23 protein-coding genes are annotated in these 21,735 nt (G+C 58.8%); 12 read left to right on the plus strand and 11 right to left on the minus strand.

Annotated features, from left to right (window positions below; all coding sequences use genetic code 11):
- Window positions 1–29 precede the first annotated feature (29 nt).
- The 4 genes from cpaB to AB4Y85_RS05675 all read right to left on the minus strand — a co-directional run bounded on the left by cpaB (window position 30) and on the right by AB4Y85_RS05675 (window position 2,818).
- A complete protein-coding gene (gene cpaB / locus AB4Y85_RS05660; RefSeq protein WP_441983889.1) occupies window positions 30–794 on the minus strand; it encodes a Flp pilus assembly protein CpaB in 765 nt (254 codons plus the stop codon).
- A 61-nt stretch (window positions 795–855) separates the two neighbouring features.
- The gene (locus AB4Y85_RS05665) at window positions 856–1,371 is read right to left on the minus strand and encodes an A24 family peptidase (protein ID WP_441983890.1); all 516 of its coding nucleotides are present in this window, start codon (window positions 1,369–1,371) and stop codon (window positions 856–858) included.
- A 121-nt stretch (window positions 1,372–1,492) separates the two neighbouring features.
- The gene (locus AB4Y85_RS05670) at window positions 1,493–1,690 is read right to left on the minus strand and encodes a Flp family type IVb pilin (RefSeq protein ID WP_441983891.1); all 198 of its coding nucleotides are present in this window, start codon (window positions 1,688–1,690) and stop codon (window positions 1,493–1,495) included.
- 612 nt (window positions 1,691–2,302) lie between these two features.
- The gene (locus tag AB4Y85_RS05675; RefSeq protein WP_441983892.1) at window positions 2,303–2,818 is read right to left on the minus strand and encodes a tetratricopeptide repeat protein; all 516 of its coding nucleotides are present in this window, start codon (window positions 2,816–2,818) and stop codon (window positions 2,303–2,305) included.
- A 516-nt stretch (window positions 2,819–3,334) separates the two neighbouring features.
- Between AB4Y85_RS05675 and AB4Y85_RS05680 the strand changes: the two genes are divergently transcribed.
- Both AB4Y85_RS05680 and AB4Y85_RS05685 read left to right on the plus strand, forming a co-directional pair.
- Entirely contained in the window at window positions 3,335–4,672 is a 1,338-nt protein-coding gene (locus AB4Y85_RS05680; RefSeq protein WP_441983893.1) for a type II and III secretion system protein family protein, read from the plus strand.
- A complete protein-coding gene (locus AB4Y85_RS05685) occupies window positions 4,644–4,949 on the plus strand; it encodes a hypothetical protein (protein WP_441983894.1) in 306 nt (101 codons plus the stop codon). The genes AB4Y85_RS05680 and AB4Y85_RS05685 overlap by 29 nt, the downstream gene beginning before the upstream one ends.
- A gap of 53 nt (window positions 4,950–5,002) precedes the next feature.
- On the opposite strand, the gene AB4Y85_RS05690 is transcribed toward AB4Y85_RS05685, so the two are convergent.
- Window positions 5,003–6,430, minus strand: coding sequence for a protein adenylyltransferase SelO (locus AB4Y85_RS05690; protein WP_441984015.1), 1,428 nt, complete (start codon window positions 6,428–6,430; stop codon window positions 5,003–5,005).
- Between the two features lie 356 nt (window positions 6,431–6,786).
- Between AB4Y85_RS05690 and AB4Y85_RS05695 the strand changes: the two genes are divergently transcribed.
- The 3 genes from AB4Y85_RS05695 (at window position 6,787) to AB4Y85_RS05705 (ending at window position 7,788) form a co-directional block, all read left to right on the plus strand.
- Window positions 6,787–6,990, plus strand: a complete 204-nt coding sequence (locus AB4Y85_RS05695) for a hypothetical protein (RefSeq protein ID WP_441983895.1) — start codon at window positions 6,787–6,789, stop codon at window positions 6,988–6,990.
- A gap of 78 nt (window positions 6,991–7,068) precedes the next feature.
- Window positions 7,069–7,443, plus strand: coding sequence for a hypothetical protein (locus AB4Y85_RS05700; RefSeq protein WP_441983896.1), 375 nt, complete (start codon window positions 7,069–7,071; stop codon window positions 7,441–7,443).
- A gap of 117 nt (window positions 7,444–7,560) precedes the next feature.
- On the plus strand, window positions 7,561–7,788 hold the full coding sequence (locus AB4Y85_RS05705; protein ID WP_441983897.1) for a hypothetical protein: 228 nt from the start codon (window positions 7,561–7,563) through the stop codon (window positions 7,786–7,788).
- A 50-nt stretch (window positions 7,789–7,838) separates the two neighbouring features.
- Here the strand turns inward: AB4Y85_RS05705 and AB4Y85_RS05710 are convergent, their stop codons facing one another.
- The 6 genes from AB4Y85_RS05710 to AB4Y85_RS05735 form a co-directional block, all read right to left on the minus strand.
- Window positions 7,839–8,657, minus strand: a complete 819-nt coding sequence (locus AB4Y85_RS05710) for an alpha/beta hydrolase (RefSeq protein ID WP_441983898.1) — start codon at window positions 8,655–8,657, stop codon at window positions 7,839–7,841.
- A gap of 14 nt (window positions 8,658–8,671) precedes the next feature.
- Entirely contained in the window at window positions 8,672–9,370 is a 699-nt protein-coding gene (locus tag AB4Y85_RS05715; protein WP_441983899.1) for an ABC transporter ATP-binding protein, read from the minus strand.
- Window positions 9,370–10,125, minus strand: coding sequence for an ABC transporter ATP-binding protein (locus AB4Y85_RS05720; protein ID WP_441983900.1), 756 nt, complete (start codon window positions 10,123–10,125; stop codon window positions 9,370–9,372). Before AB4Y85_RS05720 ends, AB4Y85_RS05715 begins: the two co-directional genes overlap by 1 nt.
- Complete coding sequence (locus AB4Y85_RS05725; protein ID WP_441983901.1) at window positions 10,118–11,149, minus strand: branched-chain amino acid ABC transporter permease; 1,032 nt, start codon at window positions 11,147–11,149, stop codon at window positions 10,118–10,120. The genes AB4Y85_RS05720 and AB4Y85_RS05725 overlap by 8 nt, the downstream gene beginning before the upstream one ends.
- 9 nt (window positions 11,150–11,158) lie before the next feature.
- On the minus strand, window positions 11,159–12,079 hold the full coding sequence (locus AB4Y85_RS05730; RefSeq protein WP_441983902.1) for a branched-chain amino acid ABC transporter permease: 921 nt from the start codon (window positions 12,077–12,079) through the stop codon (window positions 11,159–11,161).
- A 126-nt stretch (window positions 12,080–12,205) separates the two neighbouring features.
- Window positions 12,206–13,381, minus strand: coding sequence for an ABC transporter substrate-binding protein (locus AB4Y85_RS05735; RefSeq protein WP_441983903.1), 1,176 nt, complete (start codon window positions 13,379–13,381; stop codon window positions 12,206–12,208).
- A gap of 362 nt (window positions 13,382–13,743) precedes the next feature.
- Between AB4Y85_RS05735 and AB4Y85_RS05740 the strand changes: the two genes are divergently transcribed.
- From AB4Y85_RS05740 to AB4Y85_RS05770, 7 genes are all read left to right on the plus strand, one after another.
- Entirely contained in the window at window positions 13,744–15,393 is a 1,650-nt protein-coding gene (locus AB4Y85_RS05740; protein WP_441983904.1) for a benzoate-CoA ligase family protein, read from the plus strand.
- 108 nt (window positions 15,394–15,501) lie between these two features.
- Entirely contained in the window at window positions 15,502–17,856 is a 2,355-nt protein-coding gene (locus AB4Y85_RS05745; RefSeq protein ID WP_441983905.1) for a bifunctional salicylyl-CoA 5-hydroxylase/oxidoreductase, read from the plus strand.
- A gap of 1 nt (window position 17,857) precedes the next feature.
- The gene (locus AB4Y85_RS05750) at window positions 17,858–18,625 is read left to right on the plus strand and encodes an SDR family NAD(P)-dependent oxidoreductase (RefSeq protein WP_441983906.1); all 768 of its coding nucleotides are present in this window, start codon (window positions 17,858–17,860) and stop codon (window positions 18,623–18,625) included.
- Between the two features lies 1 nt (window position 18,626).
- Window positions 18,627–19,139 carry a MarR family winged helix-turn-helix transcriptional regulator gene (locus AB4Y85_RS05755; RefSeq protein WP_441983907.1) on the plus strand — a complete coding sequence of 171 codons (513 nt, stop codon included), beginning with the start codon at window positions 18,627–18,629 and terminating at the stop codon, window positions 19,137–19,139.
- The gene (locus tag AB4Y85_RS05760; RefSeq protein ID WP_441983908.1) at window positions 19,136–19,969 is read left to right on the plus strand and encodes an enoyl-CoA hydratase family protein; all 834 of its coding nucleotides are present in this window, start codon (window positions 19,136–19,138) and stop codon (window positions 19,967–19,969) included. Before AB4Y85_RS05755 ends, AB4Y85_RS05760 begins: the two co-directional genes overlap by 4 nt.
- 1 nt (window position 19,970) lies before the next feature.
- Window positions 19,971–21,179, plus strand: a complete 1,209-nt coding sequence (locus AB4Y85_RS05765; protein WP_441983909.1) for an acyl-CoA dehydrogenase family protein — start codon at window positions 19,971–19,973, stop codon at window positions 21,177–21,179.
- 29 nt (window positions 21,180–21,208) lie between these two features.
- Window positions 21,209–21,631: a RidA family protein gene (locus AB4Y85_RS05770; protein ID WP_441984016.1), complete on the plus strand. Its 423-nt coding sequence runs from the start codon at window positions 21,209–21,211 to the stop codon at window positions 21,629–21,631.
- Window positions 21,632–21,735: the final 104 nt, after the last annotated feature.

A 21,735-nucleotide genomic window follows, 5' to 3' on the forward strand; every position in this document is an offset into this window, starting at 1 on the left:
CATGCGGCCCTGTCAGCCCAATGTGCCAACTAGAATTTTACTACTTCGCTCTGGCCCGCGCGCAGGAAGCGGATTGAGGCACTGCTGGGAGTGGAAACGAGAGGTTTCTCCTCGTTATCGGAGGCTGAGCGCAGCGATAGGGAGAGAGTGCCACTCGCTTGCGCGGCTGTGATGGACTCCGCTTGAGAGGGGCTCAACTCAAGCGTTGCCGTCTTTCCTACCGCGACAGCCTGGCCTTTGGTCTCCTCCACCTTCTGGTCGACCGCCAGAACACGGATATTGTTGAGGAAGGTACGGCTCAAGTTCTCGTTATCGCCTTGGCCGGGCCGAGCAATCGTCTGAATGACGTCGACACGGTCGTTCGGGAGTATGAAGCCGCCGGCCGTGCTCTCAACTGAGATGCGTATGGCAACTGCCCGCTTGCCCGGAGCGAGGATGGAAGCGAGAAGGTTAGAGCCTCGCGAGAGCTTGTCCTCGCGGATAGGCTCACCGGTTACGAACTGGCTTCGGACCATCGCTCCAGTCATCGACTTCACAGCCTCCGGCTGAGAGGTCCGCGTGATGAAACCTGGACTGACGGCATTGGTTGGCCAAGACTGCCAGCGCACGGCATTCTCAGCCAGCAAGTTTCCCTGACCGAGGTCACTGGCCGCCACGAGAACATCCACCATAGCCACCTGCGGAGCCGGCGTCTGCGCTGGTGTGACGGCGACACCAGGCTTCATGGACAATGCGAGCCAACCGGCAAGACTGCCTGCGCCGATTGCGATGACGAGAATGATGATGCGAACCATGGTCAAAAACCTCGCTCAGTCGAGGTGCTTGGCAGGGCAGGACCGTGGGGGTGTCGACTGATCATGACAGCACCTTCACCCATGGAGTATGAGGGAATGTGAACAAGGCTGCCGAGGCAATCGCGGCGCCGTAAGGCACGCCTGAATTCCGCGAATGCAGTTGGGCGATCCAAGGCACGCGACGAACAGAATCAGGCAGAGAGATCGCGCGAAACTGGAGCAGGGCGAGGGTCAGAAGGCCACCGAACAGAGCCGTGTAGACAATATAGGGAAGCGCGTGCTCTGCGCCTAGCCAGAGAGCAACGACGGCGCTGAGCTTCGCATCTCCACCGCCGATCCAACCCAGAGCAAAGAAAATAAACATGCCGACCAGAACGCTGAGGGCGACGGCAGCGCTCATCCCGATCTGTACGGCTCCCAATCCTGCAAGGGGGGCCAAGGCGGCATAAATACCGACAAGGAAGAGAACGAGTTCGTTGCGGATTTTCAGTGTGGCAAGATCCATCAAGCCTGCCCAGACTATTGCGGCGGCGAAACAGAGGCTTGCCGTGAGCGCTGCAATAGCGGAGATCGTCATTGCTGCCCCTTGATACTTTATGACGCAGTAAGTGCGACCTGTTTTAAAATTCCGCGGAGGAGACTGATCTCCTCCGCGAGTTGGAAGCGACTTGAGTTTTAAGACATCTAACTTTTCGCTGTTACGGCGTAGTAGCCGGCGCCGGAGTATTAGCAGCAGAGAGCTTTGTCTGAATGGTCGTGAAGGTCGTCTTGAGCTCGTCTCCGACGAAGCCAACTGCGCCGATGATCACGACCGCAATGAGGGCGGCAATCAGGCCATACTCGATAGCGGTGGCGCCGGACTCGTTCTTCTTGAAGCGCGAAACGAGAGACATCATAACTTTTATTCCTCGATTGAATTCACTGGTCTGCCGCACTCGCGATGCGGCCCCCCACAAGCCCCGTGGCTGTGTTGATGCAATGAGAAGGCCTTTTCCTGCGCCAGTCTATTCAGCTTAATGGCCTAGAGCTTCCGAGGGACTAAAATCGGCCAAACGGTCTAAGGAAAAATCCTTATCGGCGAGATTGCGTCTCTCACCCGAGGTTGCTTGCTGCAATATTGAAAGCTACGAAATCAAAGACGTGAGCAATTGTTCTGAGAGAGCGGGCTGTCACCGAGTGATTTTTCGATTCCAGTAAGCGTTGTCTGTGCATTCTAAAAAGTGAGTAAAAATAACATCGTGATTGAATGAGAAACTTGCATCCTTAGATTTGCCAGCGGAGCTCTTGAGGATGTGCGAGTTGAAAATTACTCGGGCAGAAAATTATTCGAACTTGTGCCATGCTCGAAACGCAAGAAGTGGCGCATTCTTCGGTTTGTCTACGGCGCCATTCTTGAACGGATCAAGGCGTATTTCCATTCATCCATATGGCCTAGAGCGGTTGGCAAGCTGCTGTCGGCTCTTGGCAAAGTTCACTTGGTAAATATTCATTTCCGCCCTGACGCGCAATCAGGCACCGGTTCGCGGGCGCATCAAATTATCCCTGAGCATTTCCAGGTTGTTGCTGATGATTGGGCTGGCCGGGTCGATTTCATGAGCCTTCAGGAAATTGCTGCGCGCTTTGGTTGCATCGCCTCGCAGAAGGTATGAATAGCCGATATTGTTGTAGTATTCGGCTCGATCGCCGATCAGGCGTCCGGCTTCGCGGTAAGCTCTGTCCGCAAGGTCGAAGCGCCGTACGCGATCGTAGGAAGCTGCAAGCCCGAGCCATGCTTCGCCATTATTCGGTTCGATCTCGACGCTACGCTCGTAGTAACGGGCCGCATGACCGAAATTTCCTTCGGTGAACTGCACCTTGGCAACAGTAAAGACCTCACTGTCGGGATAARGATCGACGGTGGTGGGCAGTTCAAGCTCGGTGACACTGTTGCCCCAAGCCGATCCGCTCGTGCTATTGCAGGCTGCTAGAAGCGGCAACATGCAGATAGTCAATCCGGTCGCCAGATTTCGTTCAAACGATCTCATGCCACGACCCCCTTCGTGCATTTTCTGTCGCGCTCGACGAGCCTATTTTGGTTTATGCCTGCAGCTTTTCGCCGAGGGCGTTCATGCGACTCGCTTCACGATGTAGCAATGGACACGCGATGCTCGCAACCCTCAGACGCCGCAATGCTCTTTCAGCGTTATGCCGTTTCATAACTGGGATGATGATTGATCTCATTGCAATAGACCAGATGGCCTAGGCGTCGCTTTTTTTACGGTCCATTAACCACGAGCAGCCACATCTGATGATGTTCCAGGATGATCGAGGGACCGGCTGTTCCTCTATCAACTTGTAGAACAAAGTTTCACATCATATGGGCGGTACGCGGAATGCGGATGACATGGAATTTGGCGTGCTCTCGAGCTGCGCTGAGCAGGGTCAAATCTGCATTCGCTGTATTCAGTATGCTTGCTGCCCTTCTCCTTATCGTGCCCTCCGCAGATGCGCAGGAGCGACTGCTTCGTTTCACCAGCGGTCGTGCCGTTGGAGACATTAATGTGGCTCAGGGGCAGTTCCTCACTGCACGGACTGTCGCCGATGTAGGGCGGGTCGTCGTGGGCAATCCCGACATAGCAACAGCAGTTCCTTTGACGGGACGCTCCTTCTATGTGCTCGGGAAAGCCGCTGGCCGCACCAATGTTGCCGTGTATGGAGCCGACGATTCACTTCTCGGTACAGTCAATGTCGAGATTGGAGCAGACACTCCCGATCTTGCGTTGACCATCCAGGATGCCATTCCCAACGCCAACATTCGCGTGGAGACCGTCAATGGACGACTTCGCCTAAGCGGGACGGTTCCGGATGCGATTGCGCTGCGGAGGGCGGTCGAGATCGCACAGCAATATGGTTCCGACGGCGTCATCAATGCATTGCGCGTCACGGGTGGCCAACAGGTCATGCTGGAAGTGCGCTTCATCGAAGCAAATCGTACCGCTGGACGTGAACTTGGCGTCAGCTGGTTTGGTCGCAAGAAAAACGACTCGTCCGGGCGGGGCGTCGCGCTGGGAAGCTTCGCGCCTCCCGAAACCGGAAGGTCCGGCATCACCTACAACCCGCTACTTCCGAGCGGCAGCACTCCCTTCGGTACGTTGATCGCCAACTTCCTTGTCGGCGGCGTCAAGGCCGATATCCTCGTGCAGGCACTTGAAGACAGAGGGCTTGCCCGGCGACTTGCGGAGCCCAACCTTATTGCGTTGTCGGGTGAAAAGGCGAGCTTCCTTGCGGGCGGCGAGGTTCCCATTCCGGTCTCGGCTGAAGATGGGCAGGTAACCGTCACGTACAAGGAATACGGCGTGCGCCTCAACTTCACACCGACCGTCCTTGAGAACGGGATCATCAACCTGAAGCTTGAGCCTGAGGTCAGCCAGGTCGATGAAACAGTCAGCATCAGCACCGGAACGATTGCCATTCCCGGATTCATCACGCGCCGCGCCAGCACGTCGATCGAAATTCGGGATGGCCAGAGTTTCGCGATGGCGGGATTGCTTCAGAGCATTCATTCGAAAAGCCGTGAGCAGGTTCCCTGGCTCGGGCAATTGCCCATCATCGGCACGCTTTTCAGTTCCTCCGCATTTCAGGAGCAGGAAACTGATCTCGTCATCATTGTGACGCCAAGACTTGTGCGGCCCGGAAAGCCCGGTCAGCCGCTTCGTACGCCTCTCGACAGTGCGAAGCCCAGCAATGACCTGGAACTTTTTCTGCTCGGCACAATGGAAGTCGATAGCGATATGCAGAAACGGTTCGCTGAAGGAGCCGGTGTCATCGGTCCCTATGGACATATCGTCGAACTGAAACCGGGGAAACGGAATGCCGTCAAAAAAGTCGTCAAGCAGTAACGCCCGGTTCGTGCTCTTCGCCACCATTCTGCCAGCTGTATTCCTGGGTGGATGCGCGGATTACGTGAAGCGCCGCGATACGATCACCCTTGCCGCCGGTGAAGCGCAATCCTGGAACAGCGTGGTGCATACGGCCGATCCCTGGCCTCCCTATGTCATGAACACTCATATTCATGGCGATGGGCAACGAACGCAGGCCGTTATCCAGCGCTACAGCGCCGGCCCTGCGGGTGATCAGCAGGGAGGAGCGGCAGCACCTGCTCCCGCGAATCCATAAGGCCCTAGGCGCGAGCAACCTTACGAGCGCTTCTTGTCGCGTACATAAAAGTCTCAGGGGCCTCTTCTGCCGTAAGCATCAGCCATCAAGCGGATGTCACGAAGCTTATGGTTGAAGGCTGACCAATCATCCGATTGAGCGATTGGCTTCCACAGCGCTTCCACTTCATCGATAAGCAGCGTACATGGAACCTGTCGCGCAAAATAAGGATGCTCGAGCGTAAGGTCAGTCCTAGGCACATAACCTTTCAAGGCCGAGCGAAGAGGATCAAAGGCAGGTTGAGAGTAAATCAGTTCGGATGGGCTATTCTTGGCACGTTCACCGCTCGCAAGCCCTCCATACCAATCGAAGAAAGTTTGCTCGAAGGGCGCCCGCGTTTCGTGAAGGAAGGTCCAAAGCGCCCTGGCAAGAATGCTATCCCGTTCTCGCCCGTTGGAACGTAGGCCGAGCCTTCGAAGAATTGTCTTTGGGAATTCCTCGTGCAATGCGGGTTCGAAAGCACCTAAGGCTGCTTCCAGCGTACCTTGCGCCGCGAGCGGGAGAAAGCACTCTGCCAGTCGGAAGAGATTCCATATAAGGGCATCGGGCTGCCGTCCGAAGGCATAGAGTCCTGTCTCGTCGAAATAGGCGGCTGTGAAGGACGGGTCATAGGCAGGCAAAAAACGCCATGGGCCATAATCGAAGCTCTCGCCAGTGACATTGATGTTATCCGTGTTCAACACCCCATGTACGAAGCCCGCTGCCATCCATTGCGCGCCCATGCGCGCCACGCGTCTGCAGACCTCCTCCAGAAAAGCGACTGCACGATCTTCCGCCCTCTCACGCCACACATCAGGCATGTAGGCCTGGATCGTATAATCGAGCAGTTGCTCTATACGAAGCGCGTCATCAAGGTAGAGCAGCCGCTGAAATGTGCCGATCCGGATGTGGGAATGGTTGAGGCGCACCAGTACGGACGAGCGCGTGGGGGAGGGCTCGTCACCTCGCTCGAGTTCTTCGCCGGTCTCGATCAAGCTGAAGCTCTTCGATGTTTCGACGCCGAGCGCTTCCAGCATCTCCGTGGCCAGCACCTCGCGCACACCGCCCTTAAGAGTCAATCGTCCATCCGCATGGCGTGACCAGGGCGTTTGGCCGCTGCCCTTCGTGCCGAGATCGAGAAGACGTCCATTCTCATGCTCCTGCATTTGGGCGAAGAGAAAGCCGCGGCCATCGCCGAGATGTGGATTATAGGTTCGGAACTGATGGCCGTGATAGCGCAAAGCGAGTGGGTGCTCCAGGCTTCCAGGGAGTGGCGTGAACTCACCGAAGTGCATGATCCACTCTTTATCCGTCAGTTCTTCGAGGCCGATGCGGGCGGCCCAGCGCTGATTTCTGTAACGCAACACGTGCTGCGGAAATCGGGCCGGTTCGACGACGTCGTAAAATTCGGCGCCGAGACCTTCGTGCTGTTTCGACGGTTTGAATGTGCTTGAAAATGGCATCGGCTGAGTTTCCGCTTGTATCTTGCTTCCAATACCAAGCAGACAGGTTTGTTCAGATGAGTTTGGGGATCTCGCTGGACGATGATCGTGACTAGAAATTACCACATTCTGTGAAACAGAGATGCATCCCTGGCCTCTGTTTTGTAACTATATGTAAGAATGCGATCACATTCTTAGGGCTGTGGATAACTATTTCACTGTCATGGTTGATGAAAAATTACCTTGGTTTCCTGAATCTTGGCCATTCGTGACCTGCCTTCCTCTAGAGCGCGGACAGCTAAAATCTCGTTCAAGCCTTGGCCCTGCGGAATGTATTTCCTAAAATTCTTCGAGCGAAGCAGTCCAAGGAGACATCGATGGCACTCAAGGATATGGCCGCTCTTTACGGGCGAGTTGGCGTGATCGTCGCTGCATTTGCTCTTGTTGCTGGCATTGTCGCCGGCCCCATCGTTCAGAAGATCCTTTTCCCACAGTCGGATTCTTACGCTCGCAACAACTCCGGACCGTTGCTTTATCCTATCAAGACTGAGTCGGCGGCTGCCGCGGGAAAGCAGGGCTAAGAACTTTTTAGAGAACTTGGGTCATATGAGTTTATCGCCCCGGTAGGAAGGGCCGCCAAATCGTTTGGAAGCAGCGCGATGAACAACGACACACTTCTGCGACAGGAAATCCGTAGTTCGCTGAGCATTGTCCGCGCCCTGATCAAGGAATATTCGGGGCTGTATTCGGCCGAAAATTTGACCCGGGATGTTCTATCGGTATGCGACGATGTCGCCGTTCCCGTGAAGGCGGAGAGGCGTCTTGAAGAAGCGCGGCGCTTGGTGGCCGAGCGTTGCAATCGTTTGGCTTATATAGCCAATCGGTTCGCCTCCCGCGATCCTGCGTTGATCGCATCGTCACGGGCACAGGCGGTTGCCGCCGTCGATGCTTTGCAGGATGCCGTTTTCGAATTGCGTAGGTCCGGCCAGCCGGAGCAATCACGAGGACCCGTCCTGCGTCGTCGAAGCTTGTAGTTCGCCCGTGTCCATTCGCTCTTCTCCGAGCCCTGCATCCCTTGCTTCTTCTCGTCTGTGAACGTATTCAGCCGAACGGAATTATCCTTGAGAGGATCGGTAACGACGAGGAGCCCCATGACGTCCGAGGAAATCCAGGAACTGAACTCTGCGCGCGAGAGCCTCGTCAAACGACGGAGGGAAGTAGCTCGTCAGATCTCGGAAGCACCGCTGCCTTCCGTGGAGATGGCGGACGAATTGACAAAGATTCTCACCGCAATCGAGGCCTTGGACCGGGCGCTGAACGAAGCTGGGCACCCCTATATGAGCCAAGGCATCGTCGATCAGCTTCGTGCCGACGAATGAAGGTTACTTTCGCTGCGAGGGCAAGCGACCGCTAGGATCGCAATAACGCGCTAGGCGTAAGCCGCCAGTTGGCTAAGGATCCGGACGATAGGATCGCTCGCATCCGTGAGGCCGGCGATGACATCGAAATGATGGGCTCCTGGCACCTCATAATAATGAGTTGCAATCCCTTCATGACTCCACCGATCAGCGATCAAGCGGGACTGACGGAGAAATTCGCTGCTTTCCGCGCCGCCGACGATGGCAGCGAGATGTCCTCCGGCAGGCGGCGTCCACTCCAACGGACTCAAGCGCCGTGCCTCTTCTACGGACAGGCCGAGCGCCTTGTTGATGGACGTCGGCACCAGCGGAGCAAGCTCGAACAAACCTGAAATCGGTATCGCTGCATTGACGGGTCTCGTGAGGGTGGCGGGCCTTGCCATCAGACAGGCCGAGAGGTGCCCGCCTGCCGAGTGGCCGGTCGCGACAAGAGAACGACCCGTGCGCCTCATCACGAAATTCGCGGCGCTCTCGATGCATGCGATGATCTGAGAAAGAGATGCTGCCGGTGCGAGATCGTAGCTCGGGATTGCCACGCTGAAGCCGCGTTCGTTGGCGCCGCGGGCGAGGTGGCTGAAATAGGATTTGTCGAGGGACTGCCAATAGCCGCCGTGAATGAAGAGGATGACCGGCCCATCATTTCTTCCATCTGCAGGGTGGAAGAAATCGACGTGATGACGCTCGCCATCGCCGTAAGCGAGATCCAATTCGCATTTCGTACTCTGGCGATAAGCCGCGGCGTCCTTCTGCCAGCCCGCAATATGCGTTGGATGGTCCGGCACACGGGCGCGGTTGTTGTATTCGGTCTCGAGATCGATATGGCTGGTCATGTGAGAGACCTCGGCTATACGTGGAGATAGCGATCCGTGATGGAATGGTCCGCCAACAATTCGGCGCTCGTGCCGGACCAGACAGAACGTCCTTTTTCGATGATCACATGGCGGTCTGCAAAATTTGCAAGGGCCTTGATGTTTTTGTCGATCACGAGAATGGATTGATGTTCCGCCTTCAGCCGCTTCAGACAGGTCCAAATCTCCGCACGGATCAAAGGAGCGAGGCCTTCTGTTGCTTCATCGAGAATGAGCAGTTTCGGATTGGTCATGAGCGCACGGCCGATCGCCAGCATCTGCTGCTCGCCGCCTGACAGTTGCGTGCCGAGATTGCTGCGGCGCTCCTTGAGGCGAGGGAAGAGGCTGTAGATCGCGTTCAGCGTCCAGCGGCGCGAGCCTGTTCGGTCGGCAGCTGTCGCGATCAGGTTTTCCTCGACAGTGAGGGTGGGAAAGATCTGACGCCCCTCGGGAACGATACCGATTCCGCTCTTGGCGACCTTGTAGGGAGCAAGCCCCGTGACGGCGGTGCCATCGAAGCGTATTTCGCCGCCGCGCGGGCGAAGAAGCCCCATGATGGAGCGGATTGTCGTGGTCTTGCCCATGCCGTTTCGTCCGAGAAGGGTAACGACCTCGCCGGCCCCGATATCCAGGGAAACGTCGAACAGAACCTGGGCTGCGCCGTATCCGGCCTGCAACTGACGAACGGAAAGCATCAGGCCATCTCCTCTTCGCCGAGATAGGCCGAGCGCACCTCTGCATTGGCCCTGATCCGCTCCGGGGTATCAGTCGCGATCACGCGGCCATAGACGAGAACGCTGACACGGTCGGCAAGCGAGAACACCGCATCCATGTCATGCTCGATCAGGATGATGGTGAGACGATCCTTCAGGCGCTTCAGCGTCTCGACGACGCGCAGGGACTCGTCGTGCCCCGTTCCAGCCAGCGGCTCGTCAAGCAGGAGGAGCTTGGGGTTGGTTGCGAGTGCGATGGCGAGTTCGAGTTGCCGTTTTTCGCCGTGAGACAAAAGACCCGCTGGAATGGACGCCCGCGAGCCGAGCCCCACCTGCGTGAGGTACTCCATGGCCGGCTCGTTCAACGCCCTTTCCTGCGAGGCATTGCCGAAGAACCGAAAGCTCGATCCAGCGCGTGCCTGAATGGCCAGCGCGACATTCTCCATAGCGGAGAAGCCTGGAAGAATGGACGTAATCTGGAAAGATCGCGCGAGCCCTCGTCTCGCGCGCTGCGCCATCGGCAATCTCGTTACGTCCTCACCAGCGAAGGTGATCTGTCCGGAATCAGATTCCAATGTGCCGGAGATCTGGTGGATCAACGTTGTCTTGCCGGCGCCGTTGGGGCCGATGATGGCATGCAACTCCCCAGGCCTGATGGCGAGACTGACATCATCGGTGACTGTCAGGGCGCCATATGTCTTCTTCAGATTTTGCACATGAAGGAGCGTCTCAACCATGGTCGGTCCTCCGCAGCATGCCCATGATGCCGCCACGGGCGAATAGGACGGTGAGGATGAGAAGTGGGCCGAATACCATCTTCCAGTTCTCGGCCAGACGATAACGTATGTCATCGTTCATAAAAAAAGCCAGATTGTGCAGGATTTCCGGCAGGAACTCTTCGAGGAGCAGGAAGGCGGCCGCGCCGATCACCGCTCCATGCAGGGAACCGAGGCCGCCGAGAACCACCATGAAGATCAGCTCGCCCGAACGCTGCCATGTCATGTAGGCAGGACTCACGAACTCGGCCTGATTGGCCAGCAGGAAGCCTGCAAGGCCAGCCATCATGCCACTGATGACATAGGCGGTCAGCTGATAGCGGAAGGGCTGAAAGCCGACCGCTTCCATGCGCACGGAATTTTCTCGCGTACCTCTCAGAACGCGTCCGAAGCGGGATGCGACGATGGATCGGGACAGGCAATAGGTTCCGACGAGGCAGAGAAAACTGAAAACGTAGAATGCCAGATCGCCTTCCAGAACATCCGATCCGGCCAGGAGAGAGCGTGACGTCAGGGTCATGCCATCGTCGCCGCCATAGGCTGCGAGAGAGGTGGCGAGAAAGAAGAGCATCTGACCGAAGGCCAGAGTGATCATGATGAAATAGACACCCTTGGTGCGCAGTGAGATTGCGCCCGTCCCCAGGGCGAAGATGGCGGATGCCGCCAACGCCACAGGAATTTGAATCAGTGCATCTTCGAATCCATGACTTGCCAGGATGCCGACCGCATAGCCGCCGATGCCGAGAAAGGCGGCATGCCCAAAGCTCACCAAGGCGCCGTAGCCGAGGATGAGGTCGAGCGACAGAGCAGCGATGCCGAAGATCATGACGCGTGTAAGAAGCGAAAGAACATAGCCTTCCGCGCCAGATACGGCAGCAAGCAAGGGAGCCGCCGCGAAGGCGGCGAACAGGACGATGGGAACGACGAGAGTTCTGTTGAATGGGGTCGAAGGCGAGGCGGTTTGCATGTGCGCTATTTCGGCCATCGATCCACCTTAGCGTTTGACGGGAAAAAGGCCCGAGGGGCGGAAGAACAGCACGGCAGCCATGAAGATGTAGATCAGCATCGGTGCGATGGCGCGGCCGGTCTGGCTGGCGGCCGACGGGTCCAGCACAATCCTGAGCAGATTTGGGGCGAATGACCGTCCGAGCGTGTCGACGAGACCGATCAGGAGAGCTGCCAGAAACGCGCCGCGAATGGAGCCGATGCCGCCGATCACGATCACGACGAAGGCGAGGATGAGGATATTGTCGCCCATGCCGGGTTCCACGGAGAGGATCGGAGCGACCATCGCGCCCGCAAACCCCGCCAGCATGGCGCCAAAGCCGAACACGACCATGAAGAGGCGCTTGATGTTCACGCCCAGCGCCGACACCATCTGCGCGTTGCTTGCTCCCGCCCGCACCAGCATGCCGATGCGCGTGTGGCTGACGAGCACGTAAAGGAGGCAGGCAACTGCAAGGCCCGCCGCGATGATGGCAAGGCGGTAGACCGGGTAGAGGAGGCCCGGTGCGATTTCTATGGAGCTGGACAAGAGGTCCGGCACCGGCACGCTGAGCGGGGCTGCTCCCCAGACGAACTTCACGCCTTGATTCAGAAACAGGATGACGCCGAAGGTCGCGAGCACCTGATCGAGGTGATCGCGATCATAGAGATGACGGAAGACGAGAGCTTCGAGAAGCAGGCCAAAGGCGAGCGCTGTTGGCAGCGCGAGCAGCAACCCCCACCCGAAGCTGCCTGTCCATGCGCTGAAGGCGGCGACGAGATAGGCGCCGACCATATACTGAACGCCATGGGCGAGGTTGATGAAGTCCATGACGCCGAAGACCAATGTGAGGCCCGCTGCGATCAGGAAGAGGATGAGCCCGAACTGCAGGCCGTTCAGAGCCTGAATGAGCAGAAGTGTGGCGGTCATTGGCGCTTTGCCGGCATGGGGCTTCCATCATGCGGGTTATGACCCGCAGGCTCTAGAAAGAGTGATCGCTTGGCCTGATCCATCCCGACCGATGCCGGGATGGATCGAGTATCGGATACGCCGAGCTCAGTTCGTCGCCGTGCATTCCTTGGCATAGGCGTCGGTATAATTGTCGAACACTTTTTCGACGATCTCGGTCTCGAGCTTGCCGTCGGCTCGCTTTGCCGCCTTCACCAGATAGAAGTCCTGAATCGGGAAGCCGTTGGCGCCGAACTTGAAGTCGCCGCGCAGGGACTTGAAGTCGGCTTTCTTGATGGCGGCGCGCAGCGCTTCCTTGTCATCGGTCTTGCCGCCGGTAGCCTTGAGGGCGGAATCGATCAGGAGAGCGGCGTCATAGGCTTGCATGGCGTAGGCCGCGGGAACCGTATTGTATGCCGCTTCGAAGGCAGCCACGAACTTCTTGCTCTCCGGCGTGTCCATGTTCGGCGCCCAGTTCGAGCCGCTGAGCATGCCGATGGCCGCATCCTGCTGCGCAGGCAGGTTAGTTTCGTCGACCGTGAATGCCGAGAGGAACGGGATACGGTCCGCCAGTCCCGCCGCGCGGTACTGCTTGACGAGGTTCACGCCCATGCCGCCGGGCATGAAGGTGAAGATTGCGTCAGGCTGCATCGAGGCGATCTTGGCAAGCTCCGACTGGAAGTCGAGCGTGTTGAGGGGAGTGTAGGATTCCTCGACGATCTCGCCCTTGTAGTGGCGTTTGAAACCAGCGAGCGCGTCCTTGCCGGCTTGGTAGTTCGGCGCGAGCAGATAGACCTTCTTGTACCCGCGATCCTGCGCGACCTTGCCGAGAACTTCATGGCTCTGGTCATTTTGGTAGGAGGTCGCGAAGAAATAGGGGTTGCAGCTTTTTCCAGCCAGGTTCGACGGGCCGGCATTCACGCTGATGTAAAACGTCTTGGCGTCGACGATCGGCTTGTGGGTGGCTACCGCCACGTTGGAGAAGATCGGGCCGACCACGAAATCAACTTTGTCGCGCTCCAGAAGGCCCTTCACCTTCGTGACCGCCACGTCGGGCTTCAATTCGTCGTCCACGATCACGACCTCCACATCCCGCCCGCCGAGCTTGCCGCCGAGATCCTTCATGGCGAGCTGGAAGCCGTCGCGGGCATGCTGGCCCAACACGGCGGAAGGGCCGGAGAGGGTCAGCAGCAGGCCGACTTTAAGTTTCTCCTGGGCCATGGCCGGCGCGGCGGAGAGGCCGAGAGCCGCGGCCAGGCCAAGGGTTTTCATAGTCACGTTCATCGATTGTCTCCCGAGTGGCTGTTCCCGTGCACTGCATTGTGGTGCGTTGTCTTTATGCCGGCGGGACCTGGGCCTCGCCGGAAAGGCGGCGCTAATGTGCCGCAATTTTTTCCTGACGAACACTCCCTTTGTTCAAGGCTTTCTATCGTGAACCGAAACCTTGGGGATTGCCAAGGATTGTTTTAAGATTAAAATATTCGTAGAGTTCTTCAAGCGGATTTTTCCGCAGTGGAAGGCGAGATGGCGAGAGCGTGATCCATCATGTGCATCGAGGCCGGGGATCGCCTCTGCGCGCCCTAGGAAACCTCAGCCGTTCGTGGCTCACGAAACGCATCCGTGGCAGGACAACAGAGGAGCGGACGATGGCGGACACGGCGCATGTGGATACCTTCGCGCGGGACAATCTTCCGCCGAGCGATCAGTGGCCTAGCTTCCGGTTCACGCGCCCCGAGCTGCAATATCCCGAACGTCTCAACTGTGCCGTTGCCTTCCTCGACCGATGGGTCGATGAGGGCAGGGGCGATGAGATCTGCATCATTTCCCCCAATGAGACCCTGACCTATCGCACTCTGCAGGAGCGGGTGAATCGCATCTGCAATGTCCTCGTGAGCAAGCTGGGCTTCGTGCCGGGCAACCGCGTGCTGCTGCGCTCCGCCAACAATCCCATGATGGTGGCAACCTATCTCGCGGTTCTCAAAGTGGGCGGCGTCGTGGTCGCGACCATGCCCCTGCTGCGCGCCAAGGAGATCGCCTATCCCATCGTGAAGGCGAAGATCGGCATCGCGCTTTGCGATTACCGTCTCGCCGATGAGATGGAGCGCGCCAAGGCGATATCTCCCGATCTTCAGCATGTGGTTTACTGGGGCAATGGATCGCCCGGTAGCCTCGATGCCATGCTGGCGGAGGCCTCGCCTGAGTTCGAGGCAGTGGATACGGCTGCGGACGATGTGTGCCTGATAGGCTTTACCTCGGGCACGACCGGTGAGCCGAAGGGCACGATGCATTTCCATCGCGATATGCTCGCTATTTGCGATGGCTATGGCCGCAATGTCCTGCGTCCGGAGTCCAGCGACCGCTTCATCGGCTCGCCGCCGTTGGCCTTCACCTTCGGTCTCGGCGGCATCGTCCTGTTCCCGATGCGGATGGGCGCATCGACCGTGTTGCTTGAGAGGGCCGGCCCGGACGATCTTCTCCCTGCCATTCAACAATACAAGGCGACGATCTGCTTCACGGCGCCAACCGCATACCGCGCCATGCTGTCGAAGCTCGAAGGCTTTGACATCTCCTCCTTACGCAAATGTGTCTCCGCCGGAGAGGCGCTGCCGAAGGCGACATTCGATGCATGGCAGGCAGCGACCAATATCAAGCTGATGGACGGCATAGGCGCGACGGAAATGCTGCACATCTTTATCGCAGCTAAAGAAGATGAAATCCGCCCTGGTGCGACCGGCAGGCCAGTTTCCGGTTACGAGGCCAAGGTGATTGGCGACGACGGGAGGGACCTTCCTCCCGGCAGCATCGGGCGCCTTGCCGTGCGCGGCCCGACCGGATGCCGTTATCTCGCCGATGAGCGTCAGCGCAAATACGTGCAGAACGGCTGGAACATCACCGGTGATACCTACCTCATGGATGAGGACGGGTACTTCTGGTATCAGGCCCGCTCCGACGACATGATTATCTCTTCCGGATACAATGTTGCGGGTCCTGACGTGGAAGCCGCGCTTCTAACACATCCTGCAGTGGCCGAATGCGGCGTTGTCGGAGCGCCCGACGATGGGCGCGGCATGATCGTCAAGGCCTATGTCGTGCTGAGGCCCGGTCATGAACCCAATCCCGCCCTCACGAAGGCTCTGCAGGAGCATGTGAAGGCCGAGATCGCTCCCTACAAATACCCGCGGGCCATCGAATACGTCGAGGCTTTGCCGCGAACCCAGACAGGCAAACTGCAAAGGTTCGAGCTGCGCCGCTTGGCACAGGAGGAGCAGAAGCAGCCGGAATCCACCGCGGTCTGAAGGGCCGAAGCATCCGAGGATTAAGCCTTTCGGCGTAATTGCCTCAGGCCTCTTGCCCGGAAAATACTTTAAGCTTAAAATAATTTCGGTTTTCGTAGGTAGGCTTACATGAAGACGGCGATCATCGGTGGCGGCCCGGCGGGGCTCTATTTCGCGATTCTGATGAAGAAACAGAAGCCGGATGCCGACATCACGGTCTATGAGCGCAACCGCGCCGATGAGACGTTCGGCTTCGGTGTCGTCTTCTCCGATGCCACTCTCGACAATTTCGAGAAATATGACCTGCCGAGCTACCAGCGGATCGTCAGCGAGTTCGCCTATTGGGACGACATCGCCATTCACTTCAAGGGGAACGAGCATCGCATCGGCGGGAACGGGTTCTGCGGCTGTTCGCGCAGGACCCTGCTGCTCATCCTCCAGGATCGCGCCGCCGAGCTCGGCGTGAAGCTCCGCTATGATGTGGATGTGGATGACGAGAGCCTTTTCGCAGATGCCGATCTCGTCGTGGTTGCCGACGGCATCAACAGCCGTTTTCGCGAGCGCTATGCGGAGCATTTTCAGCCCGAGGTGGATCTGCGGCCCAACAAATTCGCCTGGATGGGCTCGACGAAGCCTCTCGATGCCTTCACCTTCATTTTCCAGGAGACGGAATGGGGGCCGTTCATCGCCCATGCCTATCAGTATGAGGCGAATCGCTCGACCTGGGTTTTCGAAACCGACCCCGATACCTTCGAGCGCGCCGGACTTGCCTGGATGAGCGAGGAAGAGTCTGCGGCACTCATGGAGCGGATCTTCGGATGGTTCCTGAACGGGCACCGCATCCTCACGAACCGCTCGATCTGGCGCAACTTCCCGATGATCCGCAGCAAGCGTTGGGTTCTCGGCAACAAGGTGCTGCTGGGTGACGCCAAGGCGTCGGCGCATTTCTCCATCGGCTCGGGCACGAAGCTCGCCATGGAGGACGCCATCGCTCTGTATGAAGCCTTCCGGCGCGAGCCGAGTGTCGATGGTGCATTGTCCCTTTACGAGACGGGGCGGCGCGAAGAAGTTGAGAAGACACAGCACGCGGCCGATGTCTCGCTCGTCTGGTTCGAGCATGTGGCGCGCTTCTGGGATTTCGACCCGGTGCAATTCGCATTTGGCGTGATGACGCGTGCGAAGGCGATCACCTATGACAGCCTGCGCCTGCGCGCTCCGGAATTCGTCGATGCTGTCGACCGCACTTTCGCGGCGCAGGTTCAGCGCCAGGGCTTCGATGTATCGACCGGCAGGCCGACGGTGCCAATGTTCCAACCGTTCCGGTTGCGGGACATGGTGCTTCCGAACCGGGTCGTCATGTCGCCGATGGACATGTATTCGGCGAAAGATGGCGTGCCGGGCGATTGGCACCTGGTCCATTACGGATCGCGCGCGACGGGTGGCGCCGGCTTGATCTTCACGGAGATGACCTGTGTATCGCCGGAAGCGCGGATCACGCTGGGCTGTACCGGATTGTGGAATGACGAACAGGAGGCGGCCTGGAAGCGCATCGTCGATTTCGTGCACGCCAATTCCGCCGGCAAGATCTGCCTCCAGCTAGGTCATGCGGGCCGCAAGGGCGCGACGAAGCTGATGTGGGATGGCATGGACCGGCCGCTTGAAGACGGCGAATGGGATATCTTCTCGGCTTCGCCCATCCCTTATTTCCCCGACAGCCGCGTTCCGCGTGAAGTCGGCCGTGAGGATATGGACCGGATCAAGGCCCAGTTCGTCGATGCGACGGAGCGAGGCGAGCGCGCGGGATTCGATATGCTCGAATTGCACTGCGCGCACGGATACCTGCTCGCAAGCTTCCTCTCGCCGCTGACCAACCGGCGCACGGACGAATATGGCGGATCGCTTGAGAACCGCTTGCGTTTCCCGCTTGAAATCTTCGATGCCATGCGGGCGGCCTGGCCCTCGCATAAGCCCATGTCTGTGCGCATCTCCGCCACGGATTGGGCCGAGGGCGGAATCGGGAGCGACGATGCGGTCGAAATTGCGCGCGTCTTCTCCGAGCATGGCGTCGATCTCGTCGATGTCTCGACAGGGCAGACGGTGCGCGAGGCGCGGCCCATCTATGGGCGCATGTTCCAGACGCCGTTTTCCGATCAGATCCGAAACGAGGCGCGCGTGTCCACCATGTGCGTGGGCAACATCACGACCGCCGATCAGGTCAACACGATCCTGGCTGCTGGACGGGCCGATCTCGTGGCTCTCGGACGGCCGCATCTCGTCGATCCGTTCTTCACCATGAAAGCCGCGGCCTGGTATGGGGTGAAGGACATTCACAGCCCGCCGCAATACCTGCCGGGCAAGGACCAGATCTTCCGCAACTCCGTTCGTGAGAAGCAGGATTTGGAAGAGCTGAAGATCAAGGCGAAGCCGAAGACGAGGGCCGAGCTGAAAATGGAGAGCGGCGGGAAATCCCTCGCTGCGGAATGAGATGAATATCGAGTCCCTGAAAGGTCGGCATGCTCTCGTGACCGGCGGCGGGCGTGGCATCGGCCTCGCCATCGCTCGTAGTCTCACGGAAGCGGGTGCGACCGTGACGATCCTTGGGCGTCAGGCGGAAACGCTTGAACGTGCGGTCGCTGACCGCGCGGCGCATGCGGCAATCGTGTCTGACGTTTCCAATTTCGACATGGTGCAGGCGGCTGTGTCCGATGCTGTGTCCCGAAACGGTCCGGTGGATCTTCTTGTCGCCAATGCGGGAACGGCTGTCTCTGCCCCATTCACGAAATCGACGCCCGAACTCTTCCGCCAGATGCTCGATGTGAACCTGCTCGGCGTCACGAATGTCACGCAGGCGGTGCTGGGCGGCATGACGGAGCGGCGCTTCGGGCGTGTTATCGCCATCGCGTCGACGGCGGGGCTCAAAGGCTATCCTTATGTGAGCGCCTACTGCGCGGCCAAGCACGCCGTCATCGGCTTCGTTCGGGCTCTCGCCCTTGAGACAGCCCGAACTGGGGTGACCGTGAATGCGGTCTGTCCCGGCTACACCGACACGGACCTCGTGGCGGAGAGCCTGGATCGCATCATCGCGAAGACGGGGCGCACGCGCGAGCAGGCTCTCGAAGAAATGACGAAACACAACCCCCAAGGGCGGCTCATCGAGCCGTCCGAAGTTGCTCAGACTGTGTTGTGGTTATGCAGCGAGGGCGCGCGCTCGGTGACGGGGCAGGCAATCGCCGTCGCCGGCGGAGAGGTTTGATATGGACGACCGCATGATACCGCTCGATGCCGAAACAAAGGCAGTCGAGATGCCGGAGGATCATCGGGACGAGCTACGCTTGTGGCTCAGGCTTTTGACCTGCTCGACGCTCATTGAAGGTGAGGTTCGACGCCGGCTGCGTGAAAGCTTCGACGTCACGCTTCCACGTTTCGACCTCATGGCGCAGCTCGACAAGGCGCCGGATGGCATGACCTTGTCCGATCTGTCCAAGCGCATGATGGTTTCGAACGGAAACCTGACGGGATTGGTGGAGAGGCTCGTTACCTCCGGTCATCTCGACCGCCGCGTCTCTCCCGAAGACAGGCGCGCGCTTGTCATTAGCCTCACTGAGAGCGGCCGGACTGAGTTTCGCACCATGGCGACCGAGCATGAATCTTGGATTGCCGAATTGTTCGGAGATCTGACGCAGAAGGATCAGAAGGATTTGATGCGCCTCCTTGCCAAGACCAAGCTATCCGCGCGCAATGCTATCATGAAAGGAGATCGCTCGTGATCTACGCCAATGCGACGACGCTTCCGCTCTCCGATTATCGGCCGCAGCATTTCCGCCTGTCCGTCGATGGCCCTGTTGCGACGGTGACGCTCGACCGTCCCGAGAAGAAGAACCCGCTGACCTTCGAAAGCTATCGCGAGCTGACGGATTTCTTCCATGCCTGCGCGAAGGATGAGCAGGTTAAGGTTATCGTCGTCACGGGTGCGGGCGGCAATTTCTCGTCCGGCGGCGATGTGTTCGAGATCATCGGACCCCTGGTTGAAATGAGTACGAAAGAGCTTACGGCGTTCACGCGAATGACGGGTGAGCTCGTGAAAGCCATGCGCGCCGCACCTCAACCGGTTATCGCCGCCGTCGAGGGAATTTGCGCCGGTGCGGGCGCGATCATCGCCATGGCGTCGGACATTCGCGTGGCAGCGCAGGGCGCCAAGGTGGCTTTTCTGTTCAACAAGGTGGGCTTGGCGGGCTGTGACATGGGCGCCTGCGCCATTCTTCCGCGTATCATCGGCCAGGGGCGTGCCTCGGAACTGCTTTATACGGGGCGCTTCATGAACGCGGAGGAGGGTGAGCGCTGGGGCTTCTTCAGCCGCATCGTAGATGCCACGGCTGTGCTGCAATCCGCGCAGGAACTTGCGCGCTCCATTGCAACCGGTCCGACCTTCGCCAACACTATGACCAAACGCATGCTTGCGATGGAATGGGCCATGTCTGTCGAGGAAGCCATTGAGGCCGAAGCCGTGGCCCAGGCACTTTGCATGACGACGGAAGATTTCGCCCGCGCCTATCGTGCCTTCGCCGCAAAAGAAAAGCCGGTGTTCCAGGGAGACTGACATGCTGGATGCAAGCTTTCTCTCCTGGCCGTTCTTCGAAGAGCGGCACCGCACTTTCACGGCGGCGTTGCAGGAATGGTCCGAGCGCGAAATTCACCCGCTTGTCGAGCATCACAACGTCGATGCTTCGTGTCGCCGTCTTGTGCGGCGCTTGGGCGAGGGCGGATGGCTGAAGGCGGTCGTGCCGGAAGCCTATGGCGGGCTCCATCATCGTTTCGATGTGCGCTCTCTTTGCCTCGCTCGAGAGACGCTGGCCTATCGGGATGGATTGGCTGATTTCGCTTTTGCGATGCAGGGCCTTGGAACAGGTCCCATCACGCTCTTCGGGTCAGAAGAGATGAAGCGCAGATATCTTCCCGCCGTGGCGCAGGGTGAGGCGATTGCGGCCTTTGCATTGTCGGAGCCCGATGCCGGATCTGACGTGGCCGCCATGAGCACGACGGCTGTGCCGGATGGGCCCGATCATGTGCGCATCGATGGCGTGAAGACCTGGATTTCGAATGGCGGCATTGCCGATCACTACGTGGTCTTCGCGCGAACGGGTGAAGCGCCTGGGGCGAAGGGTATCTCAGCATTCGTCGTCGATGCTGAAACGCCGGGACTGACTATCGAGAACCGGATTGAGGTGATTGCGCCTCATCCTCTCGCGACATTGCGGTTCGAGAATTGTCGCGTGTCGCTCTCGCAGCGCATCGGCGGTCCGGGCGAAGGCTTCAAGGTCGCCATGGCGACGCTCGACATTTTCCGCTCGACCGTGGGAGCAGCGGCTCTCGGACTGGCGCGTCGAGCGCTGGATGACGCCTTGCGGCACGCATCCTCTCGTCAACTCTTCGGCGCGCCGCTGGCGGATCTCCAGCTGACCCAGGCAGCCCTCGCGGATATGGCGACGGCTGTGGACACATCGGCGCTTCTCGTCTATCGCGCAGCCTGGACGAAAGATCAGGGTGCGGCGCGTGTCACGCGTGAGGCCGCAATGGCCAAGATGCACGCTACCGAATCAGCGCAAGCCGTCATCGACAAGGCCGTTCAGATTTTCGGGGGGCTCGGCGTGACGAAGGGCGTCAAGGTTGAGGAGCTTTACCGCGAGATCAGGGCTTTGCGCATCTATGAAGGCGCGACTGAAGTTCAGAAGGTCGTCATCGCGCGTGAACTCGTGAAGATGGTGCCGAAGCGTGGCGTGGCCGAAGGTCGGCAGGAGAATGGAAAGTGACGATTCAGAACGCAATTGCTGCATCGGACATGGACGGTCCTGAAGTCCTCAATCCCAAGAATTGGCCGACCCCGAAGGGCTATGCCAACGGCATGCTCGCCGAGGGAAGGCTGCTCGTCACGGGCGGCATTATCGGCTGGGACGAGACCGAGAATCTCGCCGAAGATTTCGTCAGCCAGGGGCGGCAGATCTTCGAAAACATCCGCGCGATCCTGGCCGAAGGCGGGGCAGAGCCGCGCCATCTGGTGCGGCTCACCTGGTATGTGGTGGATATCGAAGAATATCTCGCAAATCTGCGTGACCTCGGCCGTGCCTACCGTGAGGTGTTCGGGGCGCATTTTCCGGCCATGGCGCTCGTCCAGGTGGTTCGTCTCGTAGAGAAAAAGGCCCGCCTCGAAATCGAGGCCACCGCGATTGTGCCAACGGCCAAGGTGCAGCAAGTCCACACCTGACAATATTTCGTTCTCGGTAAGCTGCCATTGCCGAAAAATTGAATGCATTGATCTAGTATTACATCGCCTTGAGGCGGTGAAGTGCGGCCAAGACGACTAATCTC

The organism is Microvirga sp. 2YAF29 (assembly GCF_052114605.1).
Lineage (GTDB): Bacteria > Pseudomonadota > Alphaproteobacteria > Rhizobiales > Beijerinckiaceae > Microvirga.

What these genes read in the sequence shown, in the direction of transcription:
- AB4Y85_RS05685 (WP_441983894.1), top strand. Translation starts at nt 4,644, where the DNA reads ATGCCGTCAAAAAAGTCGTCAAGCAGTAACGCCCGGTTCGTGCTCTTC.
- AB4Y85_RS05715 (WP_441983899.1), bottom strand. Translation starts at nt 9,370, where the DNA reads ATGCTTTCCGTTCGTCAGTTGCAGGCCGGATACGGCGCAGCCCAGGTT.
- AB4Y85_RS05700 (WP_441983896.1), top strand. Translation starts at nt 7,069, where the DNA reads ATGAACAACGACACACTTCTGCGACAGGAAATCCGTAGTTCGCTGAGC.
- AB4Y85_RS05690 (WP_441984015.1), bottom strand. Translation starts at nt 6,430, where the DNA reads ATGCCATTTTCAAGCACATTCAAACCGTCGAAACAGCACGAAGGTCTC.
- cpaB (WP_441983889.1), bottom strand. Translation starts at nt 794, where the DNA reads ATGGTTCGCATCATCATTCTCGTCATCGCAATCGGCGCAGGCAGTCTT.
- AB4Y85_RS05750 (WP_441983906.1), top strand. Translation starts at nt 17,858, where the DNA reads ATGAATATCGAGTCCCTGAAAGGTCGGCATGCTCTCGTGACCGGCGGC.
- AB4Y85_RS05670 (WP_441983891.1), bottom strand. Translation starts at nt 1,690, where the DNA reads ATGATGTCTCTCGTTTCGCGCTTCAAGAAGAACGAGTCCGGCGCCACC.
- AB4Y85_RS05720 (WP_441983900.1), bottom strand. Translation starts at nt 10,125, where the DNA reads ATGGTTGAGACGCTCCTTCATGTGCAAAATCTGAAGAAGACATATGGC.
- AB4Y85_RS05695 (WP_441983895.1), top strand. Translation starts at nt 6,787, where the DNA reads ATGGCACTCAAGGATATGGCCGCTCTTTACGGGCGAGTTGGCGTGATC.
- AB4Y85_RS05765 (WP_441983909.1), top strand. Translation starts at nt 19,971, where the DNA reads ATGCTGGATGCAAGCTTTCTCTCCTGGCCGTTCTTCGAAGAGCGGCAC.
- AB4Y85_RS05730 (WP_441983902.1), bottom strand. Translation starts at nt 12,079, where the DNA reads ATGACCGCCACACTTCTGCTCATTCAGGCTCTGAACGGCCTGCAGTTC.
- AB4Y85_RS05665 (WP_441983890.1), bottom strand. Translation starts at nt 1,371, where the DNA reads ATGACGATCTCCGCTATTGCAGCGCTCACGGCAAGCCTCTGTTTCGCC.
- AB4Y85_RS05745 (WP_441983905.1), top strand. Translation starts at nt 15,502, where the DNA reads ATGAAGACGGCGATCATCGGTGGCGGCCCGGCGGGGCTCTATTTCGCG.
- AB4Y85_RS05770 (WP_441984016.1), top strand. Translation starts at nt 21,209, where the DNA reads ATGGACGGTCCTGAAGTCCTCAATCCCAAGAATTGGCCGACCCCGAAG.
- AB4Y85_RS05740 (WP_441983904.1), top strand. Translation starts at nt 13,744, where the DNA reads ATGGCGGACACGGCGCATGTGGATACCTTCGCGCGGGACAATCTTCCG.
- AB4Y85_RS05705 (WP_441983897.1), top strand. Translation starts at nt 7,561, where the DNA reads ATGACGTCCGAGGAAATCCAGGAACTGAACTCTGCGCGCGAGAGCCTC.
- AB4Y85_RS05755 (WP_441983907.1), top strand. Translation starts at nt 18,627, where the DNA reads ATGGACGACCGCATGATACCGCTCGATGCCGAAACAAAGGCAGTCGAG.
- AB4Y85_RS05725 (WP_441983901.1), bottom strand. Translation starts at nt 11,149, where the DNA reads ATGGCCGAAATAGCGCACATGCAAACCGCCTCGCCTTCGACCCCATTC.
- AB4Y85_RS05710 (WP_441983898.1), bottom strand. Translation starts at nt 8,657, where the DNA reads ATGACCAGCCATATCGATCTCGAGACCGAATACAACAACCGCGCCCGT.
- AB4Y85_RS05735 (WP_441983903.1), bottom strand. Translation starts at nt 13,381, where the DNA reads ATGAACGTGACTATGAAAACCCTTGGCCTGGCCGCGGCTCTCGGCCTC.